The sequence below is a fragment of the Streptomyces sp. GL_148 genome, assembly GCF_057834205.1.
Genome location: NZ_CM174396.1, coordinates 3,329,218 through 3,349,625, shown reverse-complemented (window position 1 = coordinate 3,349,625; position 20,408 = coordinate 3,329,218). Strand labels below are relative to the sequence as shown.

The following is a 20,408-nucleotide window of genomic DNA, read 5'->3' as shown; positions in this document are numbered from 1 at the left end:
GTCTCCGCAGGTGACGCCCCGAGACGTGGAACCCCGCCTGCTGCGCGCCTTCCTCGCCGTCGCCGAGGAACTGCACTTCACCCGTGCCGCCGCCCGGCTCTACGTGGCCCAGCAGGCCCTCAGCCGTGACGTGCGCCGGCTCGAACAGATATTGGGTGCGGCCCTCTTCGTCCGTACCACCCGCGCCGTGGAGCTGACCCCGGACGGGGAGCGGCTGCTGCCCCTGGCCCGGGGCGTGCTGCGGGCGCACGAGGAGCTGGCCGGGGTGTTCGCGGGGCCCCGGCCGCTGCTCGTCGACCTCAACACCGACGGCCCCGGCACCGCCCGCAGCGTCCTGGACCGGGCTCGCGAACTCGCCCCCGACTGCGAGCTGATGGCCCGCTTCGAGTCCGGGCTCACCCACGCCGCCGCCGAGATCGCCGCGGGCCGCCTCGACGTCTCCTTCGGGTACGCCGACGGCCTCGACCCGGCCCTGCGGGCCCGCCTCGCGCGGTTGCCCGTACGGTACGAGCCGCTCGCGGTGCTGCTGCCCGAGGGGCACGCGCTGGCCGCGCTGGACGCCGTACCGCTGGACGCGCTGCGCGGCGAGACGGTGTACACCGGGGCCGGGAACCCGCGGACCGTGGAGTGGACCGGGCTGGCGCGCGAGCTGTTCGCCGGGCGGGGCATCGAGCCCGCGCCGCCCGCGCCGGTGGCGGTGGGCAAGGAGGAGTTCCGCCGGGTCATGGTCAAGACGGGCCGTCCGGTCCTGGCCACCGTGGGCTTCGTCGACATGCCCGGCTGCGTCAAACGGCCGCTGACCGCCCCGGTGCCGCTGTCGCCGCTCTCGATGGTGTGGCGGAAGGGAATGAGCCATCCCGGGCTCGACGCCCTGCGCCGCGCCGCCGCGGAGCTCGGGGCGGGGCGCGGCTGGCTGGAGGTGCCCCCGGACAGTTGGCTGCCCGCGCTCACACCGACTGCGCTCACACCGACTGCGCTCACACCGGACGTGGGCGGCGGGTGAGTGCAAGGTTTCCCGCCGGTCATCCGGCGGGGACCGGGGCTGAAACGAGCCCTTCCTACGGTCGTCACCACGGACGAGACGCGGCGAGCCCGACCAGGCCGACGAGCGCGGCAAGGCCGACGAGCGCGACGAGCGCGACGTGATCGCAGCAGCTGTGGAGGCGTGTGATGACCAGTACGACCGCACCGCGCAAGGGTGGCCGCTGGATCGAGCGGTGGGATCCCGAGGACGAGACCTTCTGGCGGGAAACGGGTGAGAAGACCGCCCGCCGCAACCTGATCTACTCGGTGCTCTCCGAGCACATCGGGTTCTCGATCTGGTCCCTGTGGTCCGTGATGGTGCTCTTCATGGGCCCGCAGTACGGGATCGACCCCGCCGGGAAGTTCTTCCTCATCGCCACCGCCACCTGCGTGGGCGCCCTGGTCCGCGTGCCCTACACCTTCGCCGTGGCCCGCTTCGGCGGCCGCAACTGGACGGTCGTCAGCGCCCTGCTGCTGCTCGCGCCGACGGTCGCCGCCTGGCTGGTGATGGAGCCCGGGACCTCGTACAACACGTTCCTGCTGGTGGCCGCGCTGACCGGGGTCGGCGGCGGGAACTTCGCCTCGTCGATGACGAACATCAACGCCTTCTTCCCGCTGCGCAAGAAGGGCTGGGCGCTCGGCCTCAACGCGGGCGGCGGCAACATCGGCGTCCCCGTCGTCCAGCTCGCCGCCCTGCTGGTCATCGGTACGGCCGGGGCCGGCCACCCGCGGCTGCTGCTCGGCGCCTACGTCCCGCTGATCGTGATCGCGGCGGTGCTCGCCGCGGTGCGGATGGACAACCTGGCGCCCGTGCGCAACGACACCGGAGCCGTCCGCGACGCGGCCCGCGACGGGCACACCTGGATCATGGCGTTCCTGTACATCGGCACCTTCGGCTCCTTCATCGGCTACAGCTTCGCCTTCGGGCTGGTGCTCCAGACGCAGTTCGGCCGCACCCCGCTCCAGGCGGCCTCGCTCACCTTCATCGGACCGCTGCTCGGCTCGCTGATCCGGCCGGTCGGCGGGGCCCTCGCGGACCGCTTCGGCGGCGCGTGGATCACCCTGGGCACCTTCGTGGCGATGGCGGCGGCGACCGGAGTGGTGATCCTGGCCTCCGTACGGGAATCCCTGCCGGTGTTCCTGGTCGGCTTCGTGGGGCTGTTCGTCCTCAGCGGGCTCGGCAACGGCTCCACCTACAAGATGATCCCCGGCATCTTCCAGGCGAAGGCGCTGGCCCGCGGGATGAGCGGCGAGGACGCGGCCGCGTACGGTCGGCGGCTGTCCGGCGCCTCCATGGGACTCATCGGCGCGGTCGGCGCGCTCGGCGGGCTCGGCATCAACCTGGTGTTCCGGGAGGCGTTCTTGAGCTCCGGCTCGGGCACGGCGGCCTTCGTGACCTTCCTCGGCTTCTACGCGGTGTGCTGCGCCGTCACCTGGGCGGTATACCTTCGCCGGCCCGCCCAGGTGATGATCCCTACGGCCGGTGCGGAGGCGAAGCCGCAGCTCACCTCGGTGTAACGACGAGCACACGCCGGTTAACGGCACCGAAATACGCGTGAACCGAGCCTGATACGCCCCCAGGGCAGGCTCGGTTCACGCGACCGTCACGACTGCGTGTGACCGCGACACCGGACCCCGATATCGGACCCCGACACCGGACCCGACCACTGCGCGAGGCAGGTCACCATGCACGACACCCACCCCGGTCCGCCGGCCGGCCCGCTCGCCGGATTCACCGTCGGGGTCACCGCCGCCCGGCGGGCCGACGAGCTCATCGCCCTGCTGCGCCGCCGCGGGGCCACCGTGCTGCACGCGCCCGCCCTGCGGATCGTGCCGCTCGCCGACGACGCCGAACTGCTGTCCGCCACGAAGGAACTGATCGGCTGCGCGCCCGACGTGGTGGTGGCGACCACCGCCATCGGCTTCCGCGGCTGGATCGAGGCCGCCGACGGGTGGGGGCTCGGCGAGGAACTGCTCGGGCGGCTTCGGGAGACCGAACTGCTGGCGCGCGGACCCAAGGTCAAGGGTGCGATCCGGGCCGCCGGGCTCGTGGAGACCTGGTCCCCGCGCTCCGAATCGCTCGCCGAGGTACTGGACCGGCTGCTCTCGGCCGGGGTGGCCGGCCGGCGCATCGCCCTCCAGCTGCACGGGGAACCGCTGCCCGGGTTCATCGAGGCCCTGCGGGCGGGCGGGGCCGAGGTGGTCGGCGTACCCGTCTACCGGTGGATGGCGCCGGAGGACCTCGGGCCGCTGGACCGGCTGCTCGACGCGGTGGCCGCGGGCGGAGTGGACGCGGTGAGCTTCACCTCCGCGCCGGCGGCGGCCTCCCTGCTGACGCGGGCCGCGGAGCGGGGCGTACGGGAACCCGTGCTCGCGGCACTGACCGGCGGGTCGGTCCTCTCCGCGTGCGTGGGGCCGGTGACGGCCCTGCCCCTGCAGGCGGAAGGGGTGTCCACGGTGCAGCCCGAGCGCTTCCGGCTCGGACCCCTCGTGCAGCTCCTGTGCCAGGAGCTCCCCGGCCGGGCCCGCGTGTTCCCGGTGGCCGGACACCGGCTGGAGCTGCGCGGCCACGCGGTCCTCGTCGACGCCGAGCTGCGCCCCGTCCCGCCCGCCGGCATGGCCCTGCTCAAGGCCCTGTCCCGGCGCCCGGGCTGGGTCGTGGCCCGCTCCGAACTCCTGCGCGTCCTGCCCGGCGCGGGCCGCGACGAGCACGCGGTGGAAACGGCGATGGCCCGCCTGCGCGTGGCCCTGGGCGTCCCGAACCTCATCCAGACCGTCGTCAAGCGCGGCTACCGGCTGTCCCTGGACATGGCCGCGGACACGAAGTACGCGGACGCCTGACACCCCCCTTGCGGCCGGACCGGGCCGGAAGCCGGCGGGGCACTGGTCTGGCCGGGGCCGGGTCCGTCCGTTAGCGTTCCCGGATGATCATTGACGGTGTGGAGATGAGGGAGATCCGGGAGGCGGACGCCGCCGGGCTCGCCGAGGTGCTGGACCGGAACCGGGCGTACATGGCCCCCTACGAGCCCCTGCGGGCTGCGCGCTTCTACACCGAGGCCGGGCAGCTGGAGCGCATCGGGACGCTGCTCGCCGACCGGGACGCAGGGCGGGTGCGGCCGTACGTACTGATCGGGGACGGGGCGCCGATCGGGGCGATCAACCTGGGCTCCATCATGCTCGGGCCGCTGCGCAGCGGCGGCATCGGCTACTGGGTGGACCAGGCCTGGGCCGGCCGGGGGGTGGCCACCGCCGCGGTGGAGGAGATCTGCCGGATCGCCCGCGACGAGGTCGGGCTGCACCGGGTCGAGGCGGGGACCCGGGTCGAGAACCTGGCCTCGCAGCGGGTGCTCGCGAAGGTGGGCTTCGAGCAGTACGGGCTCGCGCCCCGCTACCTGCACGTCGGCGGGGACTGGCAGGACCACCGCCTCTTCCAGCGGCTGCTGGGCGACGACCCGCCCGCCTTCTAGCCGCCCGGCCTCTAGGGCCTGTCGCCACCTTCCCGTCTGCCCCGCGGGCGACGATGGGAATGTGGCGACAGGCCCTAGCCGCCGGCCCGCGGGACGGGCACTCTGGGGGCACGCCCCGACAGGGAGGCGGTGACGGGTATGTGGTTCGACTCCGGGCGGGTCTGCCTGGACCTGGTGGCTACTTTTGCGCCTCTCGCGAAGACCGAGGGCATCCGGGACGGGGACGGGCTGCGGCTGTGGCTCACCGGAGCCGGGCTGGTGCCCGACCGGACGCCGCTCAGCCGCGTCGGGGACGACTGGGTGCGGGCCTTCCGGGTGCTGCGCGCCGACGTCGAGAGCCTCGTACGGGCCGAGCTCGCCGGAGCCGCACCGCCCGCGGCCGCGCTGGCACGGGTCAACGCGGCGGCCGCCGGTCCACCCCCGGGACTGTGTGCAGTGCAGGACCAAGAAGGGCACCTCGTGCGGGAGTTGTGCGGCGGCGTCGAATGCGCCGGACTGCTCGCCGCCGTGGCCCGGGACGCAGTCGAACTGCTCACCGACCCCGGCGAACGGGAGCTGCTGCGGGCCTGCGAGGGCGACGGCTGCGCCCGCGTCTACCTCGACACCTCGCGCGGACACCGCCGCCGCTGGTGCTCCAGCGAGCTCTGCGGCAACCGCGAGCGCGTGGCCCGCCACCGGCGGCGCGTCCTGGAATCCCGCCCCGGCTGACCCCGCCCGCGGCGCCCGCCGGGCGTGATCTTCGTCCTGATCCGCGAGCCGTCCCGGAAGGGGCGTGCGCGGACGGGCCCCTTGGCGTACGGTTGACGGCTGCCCATGCACGTCAGAAAGGGGCCTTGGTGGCCGCGCAGAATGCCGCTGTCGACAGCACGGCGGATTCCGTCCGCGATCGGGAGATCGCGGTCGAGCAGACGCATCTCGATCACGTGTACCGACGCCTTGAGGAGAAGATCCACGAGGCGGAGTTCCTGATGAACGACGCCGCCAAGCGTGGCCAGGTCGGCACGCCCGGCGCCCTCGCGGAACGGGACGCGCAGGTGTTCCGTGCCGGGATCCACCTCAACCGTCTCAACAACGAGTTCGAGGACTTCCTGTTCGGCCGCGTCGACCTGGTCCTCGGCAAGGACGGGGAGCGGGGCCCCGACGGCGCCTTCACCTCCGTCGAACCCGCCGACGACGCGATCCGTACCGACCTCACGGCCGATATCGCCGAGACGCTCCACATCGGCCGCATCGGGGTCCTCGACTCCGACTACGCGCCGCTCGTCATCGACTGGCGCGCCCCCGCGGCGGCGCCGTTCTACCGCTCCACCCCCAAGGAGCCCGGCCGCGTCGTGCGCCGCCGGGTCATCCGCTCCAAGGGCCGCAAGGTGCTCGGCGTCGAGGACGACCTGATGCGCCCCGAGGTGACCGCCTTCCTCGACGGGAACGAGCTGCCCGTCATCGGCGACGGCGCGCTGATGGCCGCCCTCGGGCGGGCCCGCACCCACTCGATGCGCGACATCGTCTCCTCCATCCAGGCCGAGCAGGACCTCGTCATCCGGGCGCCCGCCGCCTCGGTCGCCGAGGTCGCGGGCGGGCCGGGCACCGGCAAGACCGCCGTCGCCCTGCACCGCGCCGCCTACCTGCTCTACCAGGACCGCCGGCGCTACTCCGGCGGCATCCTGATCGTCTCCCCGACCCCGCTCCTGGTCGCCTACACCGAGGGCGTACTACCCTCCCTCGGCGAGGAGGGACAGGTCGCCATCCGGGCGCTCGGCTCGCTCGTCGACGGCGCGGAGGCGACCACGTACGACGACCCGTCCACCGCACGCATCAAGGGCTCGTCCCGGATGCTGAAGGTGCTGCGCAAGGCCGTACGGGGAGCCCTGGAGTTCGGCGGCCCCGGCGGGGCCCCCGCCCCCGACCGGCTGCGCGTGGTGGCCTTCGGGCGCCGCCAGGAGCTGGAGGCCCCCGACCTCGACCGGATCCGGCAGAACGTCCTGTCCGGCACGGCCCCGGTCAACCTGCTGCGCCCGCGCGCCCGCAAGCTCCTGCTGGACGCGCTGTACTCCAAGTCCGGCGGGGCGGGCCGGCACAGCGACCCGGAGCTCGCCGCCGAGCTGCGCTCCGCCTTCGACGAGGACATCTCGACGGAGGACGCCTTCATCGACTTCCTGAACGCCTGGTGGCCCGAGCTGACCCCGCGCGGGGTGCTGGCCTCCATGGCGGACGAGCGGCGCCTGTCGCGCTGGTCGCGCCGGGACCTGAACCCGCGCGAGACCCGTCAGGTGGCGCGCTCCCTGCGCCGGGTGGGCCCGGACGGCAAGGGCGCCCTGTCGGTGCACGACGTGGCGCTGCTGGACGAGCTCCAGCAGCTGGTGGGCGCGCCCGCGCGGCCCAAGCGGAAGCGGGAGCACGGCCCGCTGGACCAGCTGAGCGGGCTGGAGGAGCTGATGCCCACCCGCGAGGAGACCCAGTGGGAGCGGGCCGAGCGGCTCGCGGCGGAGCGCACCGAGTACGCGCACGTCATCGTCGACGAGGCGCAGGACCTGACGCCGATGCAGTGGCGGATGGTCGGCCGCCGCGGCCGGGGCGGCACGTGGACGGTGGTCGGAGACCCGGCGCAGTCCTCGTGGACCGATCCCGAGGAGGCGGCCGCCGCGCGCGACGAGGCGCTGGGGACGCGGCCGCGGCGCAAGTTCACCCTGACGGTGAACTACCGCAACCCGGCCGAGGTCGCCGAGGTCGCCTCGCGGGTGCTGAAGCTGGCGGCGCCGGGCACGGAGCCGCCGACGGCCGTGCGCTCCACGGGCCTGCGGCCGCGCTTCACGGCGGTGGCCGGCGATCTGCGCTCCACGGTCGTGGAGGAGACCCGGCGGCTGCTGGAGCAGGTGGACGGCACGGTCGGCGTGGTCGTGGCCATGGACCGGCGGGCGGAGGCCGCGGGCTGGCTCGCGGACCTGGGGGAGCGGGCGGTCGCGCTGGGCAGCCTGGAGGCGAAGGGCCTGGAGTACGACGCCACGGTGGTCGTCTCCCCGGCGGAGATCGCGGACGAGTCCCCGGCCGGTCTGCGGGTGCTCTACGTGGCCCTGACCCGTGCGACGCAGCAGCTGACGGTGATCTCCACCGACCGGGACGCCCCGGACGCCGAGGGGGTCGCGGCGCTGCTCCAGCCCTAGGAGCGTCATAGGGCCGGTTGGTCGGCGGCCAAGGGTGTGGTCCCCGCAACCGGTCACCGGTGGGGGGATCACTTCCGGCGAACCTTTGTTAGCCTGGGTTACGGCACCGACTCGATCCAAGCCCCCGGGCCCAACCTTAGTCGCCTAGAGCGACCACTTGCCGCGAGGCGAGCATGGCGGGTCGGTGTCATAGACGTATGAAGCACCAGGTCCGCGCCCTCCACCCAGTGGAGGGCGCGGACCTTTTTTGTAGGGGCCACCCATTCCCCAGGCACCACTTATCTCGTATGGTGGAAGAGTTCTTCCGAAATTTGTAGCTGGTTACCTTGTACTGGCTGGTAGGTGGGACGATCGGACAACAGGTCCTGCCAGTCCTGCCATGTTCTCGGCGGCGCAGCGCGGGGCCCTGTGTGTACAAGAACCAGGGACAGAAGAGGAACACGGCCATGGCAACGGCGCCCAGCGTCTCGTACTCGATGACGGTCCGCCTGGAAGTGCCCGCGAGCGGTACCGCGGTCTCCCAGCTCACCACCGCCGTGGAGTCCTCCGGTGGCTCGGTCACCGGCCTCGACGTGACCGCATCCGGTCACGAGAAGCTCCGTATCGACGTCACCATCGCCGCGACGTCCACGGCACACGCGGACGAGATCGTCGAGAAGCTCCGCGGGATCGAGGGCGTCAGCCTCGGCAAGGTCTCCGACCGCACCTTCCTGATGCACCTCGGCGGCAAGATCGAGATGGCGTCCAAGCACCCCATCCGCAACCGCGACGACCTCTCGATGATCTACACCCCGGGCGTGGCCCGGGTGTGCATGGCGATCGCCGAGAACCCCGAGGACGCCCGCCGTCTGACCATCAAGCGCAACTCCGTCGCAGTCGTGACGGACGGAAGCGCCGTGCTGGGCCTCGGCAACATCGGCCCGATGGCCGCGCTGCCCGTCATGGAGGGCAAGGCCGCCCTCTTCAAGCGCTTCGCCGGCATCGACGCCTGGCCGATCTGCCTGGACACCCAGGATCCCGACGAGATCGTCGCCGTCGTCAAGGCGATCGCCCCGGGCTTCGCGGGCATCAACCTGGAGGACATCTCCGCGCCGCGCTGCTTCGAGATCGAAGCCCGGCTGCGCGAGGCCCTCGACATCCCCGTCTTCCACGACGACCAGCACGGCACCGCCATCGTGGTCCTCGCCGCCCTCACCAACGCACTGCGCGTGGTGGGCAAGGCCGTTGGCGACGTCAAGGTGGTCATGTCGGGCGCCGGCGCCGCCGGTACCGCCATCCTCAAGCTGCTCCTCGCCGCCGGCGTCAAGAACGCCGTCAGCGCCGACATCCACGGTGTGGTGCACGCGGACCGCCCCGACCTCGTCGACGCGGCCGCGGACTCCCCGCTGCGCTGGATCGCCGACAACACCAACCCCGAGGGCTACACGGGCACCCTGAAGGAGGCCGTGGTCGGCGCCGACGTGTTCATCGGCGTCTCGGCCCCCAACGTCCTCAGCGGCGAGGACGTGGCCGCCATGGCGGAAGGCGCGATCGTGTTCGCGCTCGCGAACCCGGACCCCGAGGTGGACCCGGCGATCGCCCGCCAGACCGCCGCCGTCGTGGCCACCGGCCGTTCCGACTTCCCGAACCAGATCAACAACGTGCTGGTCTTCCCGGGCGTCTTCCGCGGCCTGCTGGACGCCCAGTCGCGCACGGTGAACACCGACATGATGCTGGCCGCCGCGAGCGCCCTGGCCGACGTGGTCGGCGAGGACGAGCTGAACGCGAACTACATCATCCCGTCGGTCTTCAACGACAAGGTCGCGGGCGCGGTCGCCGGAGCCGTCCGCAAGGCGGCCTCCGCGGCTGTGACGCCGCCCACCTCCGCCTGATCCCCGGCGCGTCGCGGGATGCGGGCCCCCCGGGCCGCCCATAGGGTTGCGGGGATGCCCGCGTGGCCCGCGGTCCGCGCCTGCGGAAAGCATTCCGGACACCATCCGGACGCCTTCCGGTGCGGACGGAGCGTCACCGCGGCGTGACTGTGGCGCTTTTCGTGTGACCCCGGCGGGTGCCGGATTGGCTTTCCCGCCGGTGGTGGGGGCAGGATGCGTAACCGGGCGAGAGGGTCTGACGTCAGACCCGGGTCCGGGGACTGTCCTAGGGCCCTGGCAGCATCGGCTTCGATCTCACGCCTCTAAGGCACGTTGAACACGGGAGTACAACATGAACCGCAGTGAGCTGGTGGCCGCTCTGTCCGAGCGCGCCGAGGTGACCCGCAAGGACGCCGACGCCGTTCTGGCCGCGCTCGCCGAGACCGTCGGCGAGATTGTCGCCAAGGGCGACGAGAAGGTCACCATCCCCGGCTTCCTGACCTTCGAGCGCACCCACCGTGCCGCTCGCACCGCGCGCAACCCGCAGACCGGCGACCCCATCCAGATCCCGGCCGGCTACAGCGTGAAGGTCTCCGCGGGCTCCAAGCTCAAGGAAGCCGCCAAGGGCAAGTAGTCCGCCCTTGTGCCGAGGGCCGCACCGGCCCCCGGGACGGCAGTAGTACGTAGTACGCCAGAGGCGGCCACCCGGCACCGGGTGGCCGCCTCTCGGCGTTCCCGACGCCCCGGTGGCTCCGGGAGCCAGAACGCCCCCACAGGCCCTGTACGGGGCCTGTGGGGGCGTTCTGGGACGGTCTGGGTGGATCTCTCGGTCAGACGAGGTCGCCGCCGGGGAGTTCGACCTTGGCGCCCAGTTCCACGAGCTTCTCCATGAAGTTCTCGTAGCCCCGGTTGATCAGGTCGATGCCGTGCACCCGCGAGGTGCCCTCGGCGGCGAGCGCCGCGATGAGGTACGAGAACCCGCCGCGCAGGTCGGGGATGACCAGGTCGGCGCCCTGGAGCTTGGTGGGCCCCGAGACGACGGCCGAGTGCAGGAAGTTGCGCTGCCCGAAGCGGCAGGCGCTGCCGCCCAGGCACTCCCGGTAGAGCTGGATGTGCGCACCCATCTGGTTGAGCGCGGAGGTGAATCCCAGACGGGATTCGTAGACCGTCTCGTGGACGATCGACAGGCCCGTGGCCTGGGTCAGCGCCACGACCAGCGGCTGCTGCCAGTCGGTCTGGAAACCGGGGTGGACGTCCGTCTCCAGCGCGATGGCGTTGAGCGGGCCGCCCGGGTGCCAGAAGCGGATGCCGTCGTCGTCGATCTCGAACGCCCCGCCGACCCGGCGGAAAGTGTTCAGGAAGGTCATCATCGAACGCTGCTGCGCGCCGCGCACGTAGATGTTGCCGCCGGTGGCCAGCGCCGCGGACGCCCAGGAGGCGGCCTCCAGCCGGTCCGGGAGCGCCTTGTGGTTGTAGCCGCCGAGGCGGTCGACACCGGTGATCCGGATGGTCCGGTCGGTGTCCATGGAGATGATGGCGCCCATCTTCTGCAGTACGCAGATGAGGTCCTCGATCTCCGGTTCGACGGCGGCGTTGCTGAGCTCGGTGACGCCCTCGGCCAGGACGGCCGTCAGCAGCACCTGCTCGGTCGAGCCGACCGACGGGTAGGGCAGGCGGATCTTGCAGCCGCGAAGGCGCTGCGGGGCCTCCAGGTACTGACCGCCCTCGCGCTTCTCGATGGTCGCGCCGAACTGGCGGAGCACCTCGAAGTGGAAGTCGATCGGCCGGCCGCCGATGTCGCAGCCGCCCAGGCCCGGGATGAAGGCGTGGCCGAGGCGGTGCAGCAGCGGGCCGCAGAACAGGATCGGGATCCGCGAGGAGCCCGCGTGCGCGTCGATGTCGGCGACGTTCGCGCTCTCGACGTGCGAGGGGTCGAGCACCAGCTCGCCCGGTTCGTCACCGGGGCGGACGGTCACCCCGTGCAGCTGGAGCAGCCCGCGCACGACCCGGACGTCCCGGATGTCGGGAACGTTGCGCAGCCGGCTGGGCTCACTGCCGAGCAGGGCCGCGACCATCGCCTTGGGTACGAGGTTCTTCGCGCCGCGGACACGGATCTCGCCCTCGAGCGGGGTTCCGCCGTGGACAAGCAGTACATCGTCACTGATGCCGGTCATGAATCTCGCGTTCCGGAGAGGGGTGGGCAGGGGGCCAGTGAAAAGGGTAAGGGGCATGACCCCCCTGTTCGTAAGGCTCACGGGGCCATAGGACTGTCATGAATTCGGTACAACACCCTGGGTGCCCGCCAGGTGGCGGAGCGTCTCCTTCCGGCTGGGTTCCGGCCGGGGGCCGGCCGGTGGCCCGTGCGCGCCCCGTACTGCCGCCGTGCGCCCTGAGCTGCGTACGGTCCGGACGTGCCGCCCACTCCCCCTCGCGGGCGAATGTGCGAGATCATGTGGCCATGACCGAGGTGTCCTCCCTCACAGGGCGGCTGCTCGTGGCCACCCCCGCCCTCGCGGACCCGAATTTCGACCGCGCGGTGGTGCTGCTGCTCGACCACGACGAGCAGGGCTCGCTCGGCGTCGTCCTCAACCGCCCCACCCCGGTGGGCGTCGGTGACGTCCTGCTGCCCTGGGCTCCACTGGCCAAAGACCCCGGAGTCGTCTTCCAGGGAGGCCCGGTGGCGATGGACTCCGCGCTGGGCCTGGCCGTCATCCCGGGCGAGGAGGGCCCCCTGGGCTGGCGCCGGGTGCACGGGGCGATCGGCCTGGTGGACCTGGAGGCGCCGCCCGAACTCCTCGCGGCGGCCCTGGGGGGCCTGCGCATCTTCGCCGGGTACTCGGGCTGGGGCCCGGGGCAGCTGGAGGAGGAACTGGGCGTGGGCGCCTGGTACGTGGTCGACTCCGAGCCGGGCGACGTCTCCTTCCCGGACCCCGAGCGGCTCTGGCGCGCGGTGCTGCGGCGCCAGCGCAGCGAGCTGGCCATGGTGGCCACGTACGCGGACGACCCGTCGCTGAACTGAGCCCGGGGCCGGGGCGCCCGGGGCCGGGGCGGCCGCCGCGGAGTCCCTCGCGCGCGAGGGACTCGGTACCCTGGCAGTCATGAGCACTCTTGAGCCCGATCGCGGGACTGGTACGGGGACCCTCGTAGAGCCGACGCCGCAGGTGTCCCACGGCGACGGCGACCACGAGCGCTTCGCCCACTACGTCCAGAAGGACAAGATCATGGAGAGCGCGCTCGGGGGCACCCCCGTCGTCGCGCTCTGCGGCAAGGTCTGGGTTCCGGGCCGGGACCCGAAGAAGTACCCGGTCTGCCCCATGTGCAAGGAGATCTACGAGTCCATGGGCCCCGGCGGGGACAAGGACAAGGGCGGCAAGGACAAGTAGTCCGGCCCGCTGCGAGCAGGACCAAGGCCCTCGGTGCGCTGAAATGCGCCCGGGGGCCTTTGCCGTGCCTTCGGGGCGGGCTAGGGTCGGCCCGACGAGCGCTCTGCGGAACAGGTGTTGCGCAGAGCGCAACGATCTGTCGCGAAGGACTGCCGCCACATGGACCTGATCCCCGTACCCCAGGTTGCCGTCTTCGACGAGGGCGGGCGCCGTTACTCGTTCGGGCCCGAGCCTGTCCTCGCGGCCGGACCCGGCACCGAGGGCGTGGCGCTTCTGCTGCGCCGGGAACTGGGTGCGGCCACCGGCTGGAGCCTGCCGGCCGCCGGGCCCGGCGCGACCGCGGACGTCAGGCTGCGCCTGGAGGCGGAGTACGGGGAGCGGCTGGGGCCCGAGTCGTACGGGATCACCGTTGACGCCACGGGAGTCGAGCTGGTCGGCGCGAGCGCGGCCGGGTTGTTCTGGGGCTTCCAGACGCTGCGGCAGCTGATGGGGCCGGACGCGTACCGCAAGGCGCCGCTGCCCGGGCGCGCTTGGAACCTGCCGTACGCGGGGGTCGCGGACAGCCCGCGCTTCGGCTGGCGCGGGCTGATGCTCGACGTGGCCCGGCATTTCGTGCCCAAGGACGGGGTGCTGCGGTACATCGACCTGCTCGCCGCCCACAAGCTCAACGTGCTGCACCTGCACCTGACGGACGACCAGGGCTGGCGCGTGCAGATCGAGCGCTACCCGAAGCTCACCGAGGTCGGCGTCTGGCGGGCCCGCAGCCGGTGGGGCCACCGGTCCTCGCCGCTGTGGAACGAGACCCCGCACGGCGGCTTCTACACCCGGGACGACATCCGCGAGATCGTCGCCTACGCCGCCGAGCGGCACGTGCGGGTGGTGCCCGAGATCGACGTACCGGGGCACTCGCAGGCCGCGATCGCCGCGTACCCGGAGCTCGGGAACACGGACGTGGTGGACACGGCCGCGCTCGGGGTGTGGGACGACTGGGGCATCAACGAGAACGTCCTCGCGCCCACCGAGGCCGTCCTGCGGTTCTACGAGGGGGTCTTCGAGGAGCTGCTGGAGCTGTTCCCGGCCGAGGTCTCGCCCTTCGTGCACATCGGCGGCGACGAGTGCCCCAAGGCGCAGTGGAAGGCGTCCGCGGTCGCGCAGGAGCGGATCCGCGAGCTGGGGGTCGACGACGAGGACGGTCTGCAGTCCTGGTTCATCCGGCACTTCGACGGCTGGCTCGCCGAGCGCGGCCGCCGGCTGATCGGCTGGGACGAGATCCTGGAGGGCGGGCTGGCCCCGGGAGCGGCCGTGTCCTCCTGGCGCGGCTACGCGGGCGGCATCGCCGCCGCCGAGGCCGGCCACGACGTGGTGATGTGCCCCGAGCAGCAGGTGTACCTGGACCACCGTCAGGCGGGCGGCGAGGACGAGCCGATGCCCATCGGGTACGTACGGACATTGGAGGATGTGTACCGGTTCGAGCCGGTACCGCCGAAGTTGTCCGACGAGGCCGTCGCCCATGTGCTGGGCGCGCAGGCCAACGTGTGGACCGAGGTGATGGAGGACCAGAGCCGCGTCGACTACCAGGTGTTCCCGCGCCTCGCCGCCTTCGCCGAGGTGGTCTGGTCCCGGCTGCCCCGGCCCGAGGAGCGGGACTACGCGGACTTCGAGGCGCGGATGACGGCGCACTACCGGCGCCTGGACGCCCTCGGGGTCGAGTACCGGCCGCCGGGCGGCCCGTTGCCTTGGCAGCGCAGGCCCGGAGTGCTCGGACGCCCGATCGAGGGAGCGCCCCCGAACGTGTGACGAGCCCCCCGCGGGGATGAGCCCCGGCGGGGGCGCTGCGGGGGTGCCGCGGTGGCGCTGCGTCGGCGCCGGGGCGGCGCAGCGGCGGCGCACCGGCGGGAACGCGGCGCCGTCGGCGCGGGATCGAGGCCGCGGCGTTGCCGGAGCGAGACCCGGTCACGGCCGGATCGCAGCGGGGTCGCGGCCGGATCACGGCGGGGTCGCCGTGGGATCGCGCGGGTGGTGCGGGGGCCGTACGGGGGGCGGTTCGGGGGGCTTTGCGGGGGTGGTGCGCCGGTGGTGCGCGGGCGGTGGACCCTCGCGTCCGGTGCTCCGGAAGATGTGCCAGAGTTGCCACGTCCCGGCGGTGAGGACGTACCGTACGGCGGACAGGCGTGAGCGCCGGGACCGGGACATCGGGAAGGGGCAGCTGGGTTGACCACGCACGCACCGCACGCACCGCAGGCACGGGACTCGTCCCAGGGGCCCCGCAGCGACCCGCGGGCGGGGAACGCGGAGCAGTCCGTGACGCTGCCGGCCTCGCTCGACGAGGCCGTGGCGGCGCTCGCGGCCATGCCCGCCGCCGTCCCCGTGGCGGGCGGCACCGACCTCATGGCCGCCGTCAACGCGGGACTCCTGCGCCCCGCCGCCCTCGTGGGCCTCGGCCGGATCAACGAGATCCGCGGCTGGCAGTACCAGGACGGCCACGCGCTGCTCGGCGCCGGCCTCACGCACGCGCGCATGGGCCGGCCCGACTTCGCCGCCCTGATCCCGGCCCTGGCCGCCGCCGCGCGCGCCGCGGGCCCGCCGCAGATCCGCAACGCCGGCACGCTGGGCGGCAACATCGCCACGGCCGCGCCGACGGGTGACGCGCTGCCCGTGCTGGCCGCGCTGGAGGCCGTACTCGTCATCGTCGGGCCCGGCGGATCGCGGCGCGAGATCCCGGTCTCGCACCTGCTGGCCGGCCGGGAGATGCTCCGCCCCGGAGAGCTCATCGGCTTCGTGCGGGTGCCGTTGCTGCACGCGCCGCAGGTGTTCCTCAAGGCCACGGGCCGTACGGGACCGGGGCGCGCGGTGGCGTCCGTAGGGCTCGTACTGGACCCCGCGCGCCGGGGTGTGCGCTGCGCGATCGGCGCGGTCGCCCCGATGCCGCTGCGGCCGCTGGAAGCCGAGCAGTGGGTTGCTTCGTTGATCGACTGGGACGGGGACCGCAGTCTGGCCCCCGAGGCGCTGGAAGCCTTCGGCGAGTACGTCGCGGCGGCGTGCGTGCCCGACCAGGGGGAGCCGGTGGCTCCCGCAGTACTGCATTTGCGGCGGACGGTGGCCGTGCTGGCACGGAGGGCCCTGGGGAGGGCGCTGAGCTCATGAGTGAGAACGAGAACACGGGTGCGGCGGATCCCACGGGATCCGCGGGACCCCATTGGGGCTGGGAGCCGGTGCCGCACGGCGGCGAGTACGACTCCGACGCGACGGCCTTCGTGAAACTGCCGCAGGACATGCTGGACGCGCTCGGAACCGGGGAGCCCCTCGCCGCCCCCGGGCACGGCTACGTGCCGCCGCCGATGATCGTGCCGCTGGGTACGGGCAGTACGGATCCGGCGGCCACGGGCACGTGGACGATCCCGGTGCAGTGGCCGGAGGCGGGTGCGGCGGCTCCGGCGGACGCCGGTGCCGGTGCCGGTGTCGGTGCGGGAGCTTCGGGGGCCGCGGCGCGGGCGCCGATCCCGGCGTCGGTGCCGATTCCGGCTTCGGTGGCCGCCGCGTTCGCGGATCCGGCGGCGGATCCGGTGGCCGAGCCCGTCGTGGAGCCCTTCGGGCAGCCCCACGCGGAGCCTTTCGCGGGGTCCTACGCGGAGCCCCTCGGCGAGTCCTACCCGGAGTCCTTCGGTGAGTCCTTCGGCGAACCCTTCGCGGGGGGCCGGACTGCCGGGCACGAACCGGGGTCCACCGCCGAGTGGCGGTTCCCGGAGGCGGTGGCGAGCGACGTGTGGACCCCGGGCGGCGCAGGCGACACGGGCAGCTTCGGGCAGCTCGCGGCCTCGGCCGACTGGAGCCAGGCCCCCGCGACGCTGCCCGGCGGGGCGGCGGCCCCGTGGGCGGCCCATCCGGACTTCGAGGGTGCCCGCGGGTACGTGGCGCAGCAGCCGGGCGGGGACGGGACGGGCTCCGACGGGCTCGGCTTCGACCCGCTGGGCTCCGGGGTGCTTCCCGGGGTTTCCGCACCGGCCGGCGCACCCTTCGGCTCCGGCTCGGCTCCGGGGCGCGGACCGCGCGTGCTGGGCGGCCCGGGGGTCGGCACGCCGCTGGACGGGGAGCCGGGCTACCCGGCCCCGCACGACATCGAAGCCGCCCACGGTCCGGCGCAGGTCCCGGACTCGGGGGAGCGGCCGCATCCGGGGAACGAGGGTGACGCCCGGGGTGCTGACGAAGCCGACGCTGCCGACGGGGCCGGGGCTGCGGGCGAAGCCCGGGGCGTTGCGGCGGAGCAGGGGTTCGGCGCGGGCGTGCCGGGCCCGGGCGGAGCCGCGGACCAGGACGGGGCCGGAGCCGCGGAGCACGCCGGAGCCGGGGCCGTGGGGGCGGAGCAGGGTGACGGCGCAGCCGTGCCGGCCGCCGGCGGAGCCGGGGCCGCGCCCGCGCCGGGTACGGACGGCGCCGACCCGGCTGTCGAGACGGCTGCGGCGGTCACGGCCGAAGGGGCTCCGGGCGAGGGGGCGACGTACGAGGAAGAAGCCGCCGACGGAGCGGACGCCGCGGCCGTCGCCCAGCACGAGCACCCGTCGGCCTCCTACGTCCTGCGCGTCAACGGGGCCGACCGCCCCGTCACCGGCGCGTGGATCGGCGAGTCCCTCCTCTACGTACTGCGCGAGCGCCTCGGCCTCGCCGGCGCCAAGGACGGCTGCTCGCAGGGCGAATGCGGCGCCTGCGCCGTGCAGGTCGACGGCCGGCTCGTCGCCTCCTGCCTCGTCCCGGCGGCCACCGCGGCGGGCAGTGAGGTCCGCACCGTGGAAGGTCTCGCGACCGACGGGGAACTGTCGGACGTGCAAGAGGCGTTGTGCAGGTCGGGTGCGGTGCAGTGCGGGTTCTGCGTGCCCGGCATGGCCATGACCATCCACGACCTGCTGGAAGGCAACCACGCCCCCAGCGAGCTGGAGACCCGCCAGGCACTGTGCGGCAACCTCTGCCGCTGCTCCGGCTACTCGGGCGTCATCGACGCCGTGCGCGAGGTCGTGGCCGAGCGCGGGTCGGCGGCGGAAGCGGCCGCCACGGCCTCGGCCGAAGCCCGGATCCCGCACCAGGCCGCGCCGGGCGAGGGCGGCGTCCACGGGATGCAGGGCCATCAGGGGAACCAGGGGAACCACGGGATGCAGGGGATGCAGGGGATCCACGGCGACCACGACGGAGGCACGGCGTGAGCGCCCACGACGCGGCGACGGTCCCGGCAGCGGTCACGACACCGCTCCCCGAGGGCGCGGAGCCGTCGGAGCCGGCGGTCCCGCGCGGCATCGGCGCGTCCGTCCCGGCCACCGACACCCGGGCCAAGACCGAGGGCACCTTCCCCTACGCCGCCGACCTGTGGGCCGAGGGCCTCCTGTGGGCCGCCGTGCTGCGCTCCCCGCACGCCCACGCCCGCATCCTCTCCATCGACACCTCCGCCGCCACCGACATGCCCGGCGTGCGGGCCGTCGTCACCCACGCCGACGTCCCCGGCGCCACCACGCACGGCCGCCGCATTGCCGACCGGCCCGTCTTCGCGCACGACGTGGTCCGCCACCACGGCGAGCCCATCGCCGCCGTCGCCGCCGACCACCCGGACACCGCACGCCTCGCGGCCGCCGCGATCGCCGTCGAGTACGCGCTCCTCGACCCGGTCACCGACCCCGAACAGGCCTTCGGCGCCCCCGACCTGCACCCCGACGGCAACCTGATCCGGCACATCCCGCTGCGCTACGGCGACCCCGAAGCCACCGGCGAGGTCGTCGTCGAGGGCCTCTACCGCATCGGCCGCCAGGACCCCGCCCCCATCGGGGCCGAGGCCGGGCTGGCCGTGCCACGCCCCGACGGCGGCGTGGAGATCTACACCGCTTCCACCGACCCGCACACCGACCGCGACCTGGCCGCCGCCTGCTTCGGCCTCGAACCGGACCGCGTACGGGTCGTGGTCACCGGGGTCCCGGGCGCGACGGCCGACCGCGAGGACGCCGCGTTCCAGCTCCCGCTGGGCCTGCTCGCCCTGCGCACCGGCTGTCCGGTGAAGCTGGCCGCCACCCGCGAGGAGTCCTTCCTCGGCCACCCCCACCGCCACCCGACGCTGCTGCGCTACCGCCACCACGCGGACGCGGACGGCCGGCTGGTCAAGGTCGAGGCGCAGATCCTGATGGACGCCGGCGCCTACGCCGACGCCTCCTCGGAATCCCTCGCCGCGGCGGTGGCCTTCGCCTGCGGCCCGTACGTCGTCCCGCACGCCTTCGTGGAAGGCTGGGCGGTACGCACCAACAACCCCCCGTCCGGCCACGTGCGCGGCGAAGGCGCCCTGCAGGTCTGCGCGGCCTACGAGGGCCAGATGGACAAGCTGGCGGCCGCCCTCGGCATCGACGGCGCCGAACTTCGCCTGCGCAACGTCCTGGCCACCGGCGACCTGCTCCCGACGGGCCAGACCGTCACCTGCCCCGCCCCCGTGGCGGAACTCCTGCGCGCGGTCCGCGACCACGAGCTGCCCGCCCTCCCCAAGGACACCCCGGAGGAGGAGTGGCTGCTCCCGGGCGGCCTGGAGGGCGCGGGCGAGCCGGGCGCGGTACGGCGCGGGGTCGGGTACGGGGTCGGCATGGTCCACATGCTCGGCGCGGAGGGCACCGACGAGGTGTCCACGGCCACCGTGAAGATCGTCGGCGGCGCGGCGACCGTCATCTGCGCGGCCGTCGACACCGGCCAGGGCTTCTCCACGCTCGCCCGCCAGATCGTCCAGGAGATCCTGGGCGTGGACGAGGTCGTCACGGCCCCGGTCGACACCGACCAGCCGCCGGCCGGCCCCTCCGCCCACGGCCGCCACACCTGGGTCTCGGGCGGCGCCGTGGAACGCGCCGCGAAGATGGTCCGTACGCAGCTCCTCCAGCCGATGGCCCACAAGCTCGGCATGTCCACCGAACTCCTCCAGATCGCGGATGGCCGGATCACGTCGTACGACGGAGCCTTCTCCACGACCGTCGCGGAGGCGATGGAGGGCAAGGAGCTCTGGGCCACGGCCCAGTGCCGCCCCCACCCGACGGATCCGCTGGACGGGGACGGCCAGGGCGACGCCTTCGTGGGCCTCGCCTTCTGCGCGATCCGCGCGGTGGTCGACGTGGACATCGAGCTCGGCTCGGTACGCGTCGTGGAACTCGCGGTCGCCCAGGACGTCGGCCGCGTCCTCAACCCCCGCCAGCTGGCGGCCCGTATCGAAGCGGGCGTCATCCAGGGCGTGGGCGCGGCCCTGACGGAAAACCTCCGCACGGCCTCCGGCCTGATCCGCCACCCCGACCTCACGGGCTACGCCCTGCCCACCTCCCTGGACGCCCCGACGGTCCGCATCGTCAAACTCGTCGAGGAACGCGACGTGGTGGCCCCCTTCGGTGCCAAGCCGGCGAGCGCGGTCCCGGTGGTCACGGCCCCGGCGGCGATCGCCTCGGCGGTCCGGGCGGCCACGGGCCGCCCGGTCAACAGGCTCCCGATCCGGCCATCGGCGGCAGTGGCGGCGCCCAACTCGTGACCTTG

15 protein-coding genes are annotated in these 20,408 nt (G+C 73.6%); 14 read left to right on the top strand and 1 reads right to left on the bottom strand.

Translation table 11 applies throughout. The annotated features are described in order from the left end of the window. Positions 1 to 10: 10 nt before the first annotated feature. From AC3IYI_RS15270 to AC3IYI_RS15235, 8 genes are all read left to right on the top strand, one after another. Positions 11 to 1,003, top strand: a complete 993-nt coding sequence (locus tag AC3IYI_RS15270; RefSeq protein WP_489410695.1) for a LysR family transcriptional regulator — start codon at positions 11 to 13, stop codon at positions 1,001 to 1,003. Positions 1,004 to 1,170: 167 nt separating this feature from the next. Beyond that, complete coding sequence (locus AC3IYI_RS15265) at positions 1,171 to 2,541, top strand: nitrate/nitrite transporter (protein WP_489410694.1); 1,371 nt, start codon at positions 1,171 to 1,173, stop codon at positions 2,539 to 2,541. A gap of 168 nt (positions 2,542 to 2,709) precedes the next feature. Beyond that, positions 2,710 to 3,864, top strand: coding sequence for a uroporphyrinogen-III synthase (locus AC3IYI_RS15260; RefSeq protein ID WP_489410693.1), 1,155 nt, complete (start codon positions 2,710 to 2,712; stop codon positions 3,862 to 3,864). 83 nt (positions 3,865 to 3,947) lie between these two features. Further along, positions 3,948 to 4,490 (top strand): GNAT family N-acetyltransferase, encoded by a 543-nt coding sequence (locus AC3IYI_RS15255; protein WP_489410692.1) that lies wholly within the window; start codon positions 3,948 to 3,950, stop codon positions 4,488 to 4,490. A gap of 138 nt (positions 4,491 to 4,628) precedes the next feature. Continuing rightward, complete coding sequence (locus AC3IYI_RS15250; protein WP_489411538.1) at positions 4,629 to 5,198, top strand: CGNR zinc finger domain-containing protein; 570 nt, start codon at positions 4,629 to 4,631, stop codon at positions 5,196 to 5,198. Between the two features lie 128 nt (positions 5,199 to 5,326). After that, the gene (locus AC3IYI_RS15245) at positions 5,327 to 7,648 is read left to right on the top strand and encodes a HelD family protein (RefSeq protein ID WP_489410691.1); all 2,322 of its coding nucleotides are present in this window, start codon (positions 5,327 to 5,329) and stop codon (positions 7,646 to 7,648) included. 446 nt (positions 7,649 to 8,094) lie between these two features. Continuing rightward, positions 8,095 to 9,519 carry an NAD-dependent malic enzyme gene (locus AC3IYI_RS15240; protein WP_489410690.1) on the top strand — a complete coding sequence of 475 codons (1,425 nt, stop codon included), beginning with the start codon at positions 8,095 to 8,097 and terminating at the stop codon, positions 9,517 to 9,519. A 331-nt stretch (positions 9,520 to 9,850) separates the two neighbouring features. Further along, positions 9,851 to 10,132 carry an HU family DNA-binding protein gene (locus tag AC3IYI_RS15235; RefSeq protein ID WP_007264399.1) on the top strand — a complete coding sequence of 94 codons (282 nt, stop codon included), beginning with the start codon at positions 9,851 to 9,853 and terminating at the stop codon, positions 10,130 to 10,132. Positions 10,133 to 10,328: 196 nt separating this feature from the next. On the opposite strand, the gene murA is transcribed toward AC3IYI_RS15235, so the two are convergent. Continuing rightward, positions 10,329 to 11,672: a UDP-N-acetylglucosamine 1-carboxyvinyltransferase gene (gene murA, locus AC3IYI_RS15230; protein WP_243337326.1), complete on the bottom strand. Its 1,344-nt coding sequence runs from the start codon at positions 11,670 to 11,672 to the stop codon at positions 10,329 to 10,331. A 284-nt stretch (positions 11,673 to 11,956) separates the two neighbouring features. On the opposite strand from murA, the gene AC3IYI_RS15225 reads away from it, so the two are divergent. The 6 genes from AC3IYI_RS15225 (at position 11,957) to AC3IYI_RS15200 (ending at position 20,403) form a co-directional block, all read left to right on the top strand. Then, a complete protein-coding gene (locus AC3IYI_RS15225; protein ID WP_489410689.1) occupies positions 11,957 to 12,517 on the top strand; it encodes a YqgE/AlgH family protein in 561 nt (186 codons plus the stop codon). A gap of 79 nt (positions 12,518 to 12,596) precedes the next feature. Beyond that, positions 12,597 to 12,881, top strand: coding sequence for a DUF3039 domain-containing protein (locus AC3IYI_RS15220; RefSeq protein ID WP_112448118.1), 285 nt, complete (start codon positions 12,597 to 12,599; stop codon positions 12,879 to 12,881). A 159-nt stretch (positions 12,882 to 13,040) separates the two neighbouring features. Further along, positions 13,041 to 14,678: a beta-N-acetylhexosaminidase gene (locus tag AC3IYI_RS15215; RefSeq protein ID WP_489410688.1), complete on the top strand. Its 1,638-nt coding sequence runs from the start codon at positions 13,041 to 13,043 to the stop codon at positions 14,676 to 14,678. 414 nt (positions 14,679 to 15,092) lie between these two features. Continuing rightward, entirely contained in the window at positions 15,093 to 16,025 is a 933-nt protein-coding gene (locus AC3IYI_RS15210; protein ID WP_374323622.1) for an FAD binding domain-containing protein, read from the top strand. Further along, positions 16,022 to 18,073: a (2Fe-2S)-binding protein gene (locus tag AC3IYI_RS15205; protein ID WP_489410687.1), complete on the top strand. Its 2,052-nt coding sequence runs from the start codon at positions 16,022 to 16,024 to the stop codon at positions 18,071 to 18,073. The genes AC3IYI_RS15210 and AC3IYI_RS15205 overlap by 4 nt, the downstream gene beginning before the upstream one ends. Further along, positions 18,070 to 20,403, top strand: a complete 2,334-nt coding sequence (locus AC3IYI_RS15200) for a xanthine dehydrogenase family protein molybdopterin-binding subunit (protein WP_489410686.1) — start codon at positions 18,070 to 18,072, stop codon at positions 20,401 to 20,403. The genes AC3IYI_RS15205 and AC3IYI_RS15200 overlap by 4 nt, the downstream gene beginning before the upstream one ends. Positions 20,404 to 20,408 lie beyond the last annotated feature (5 nt).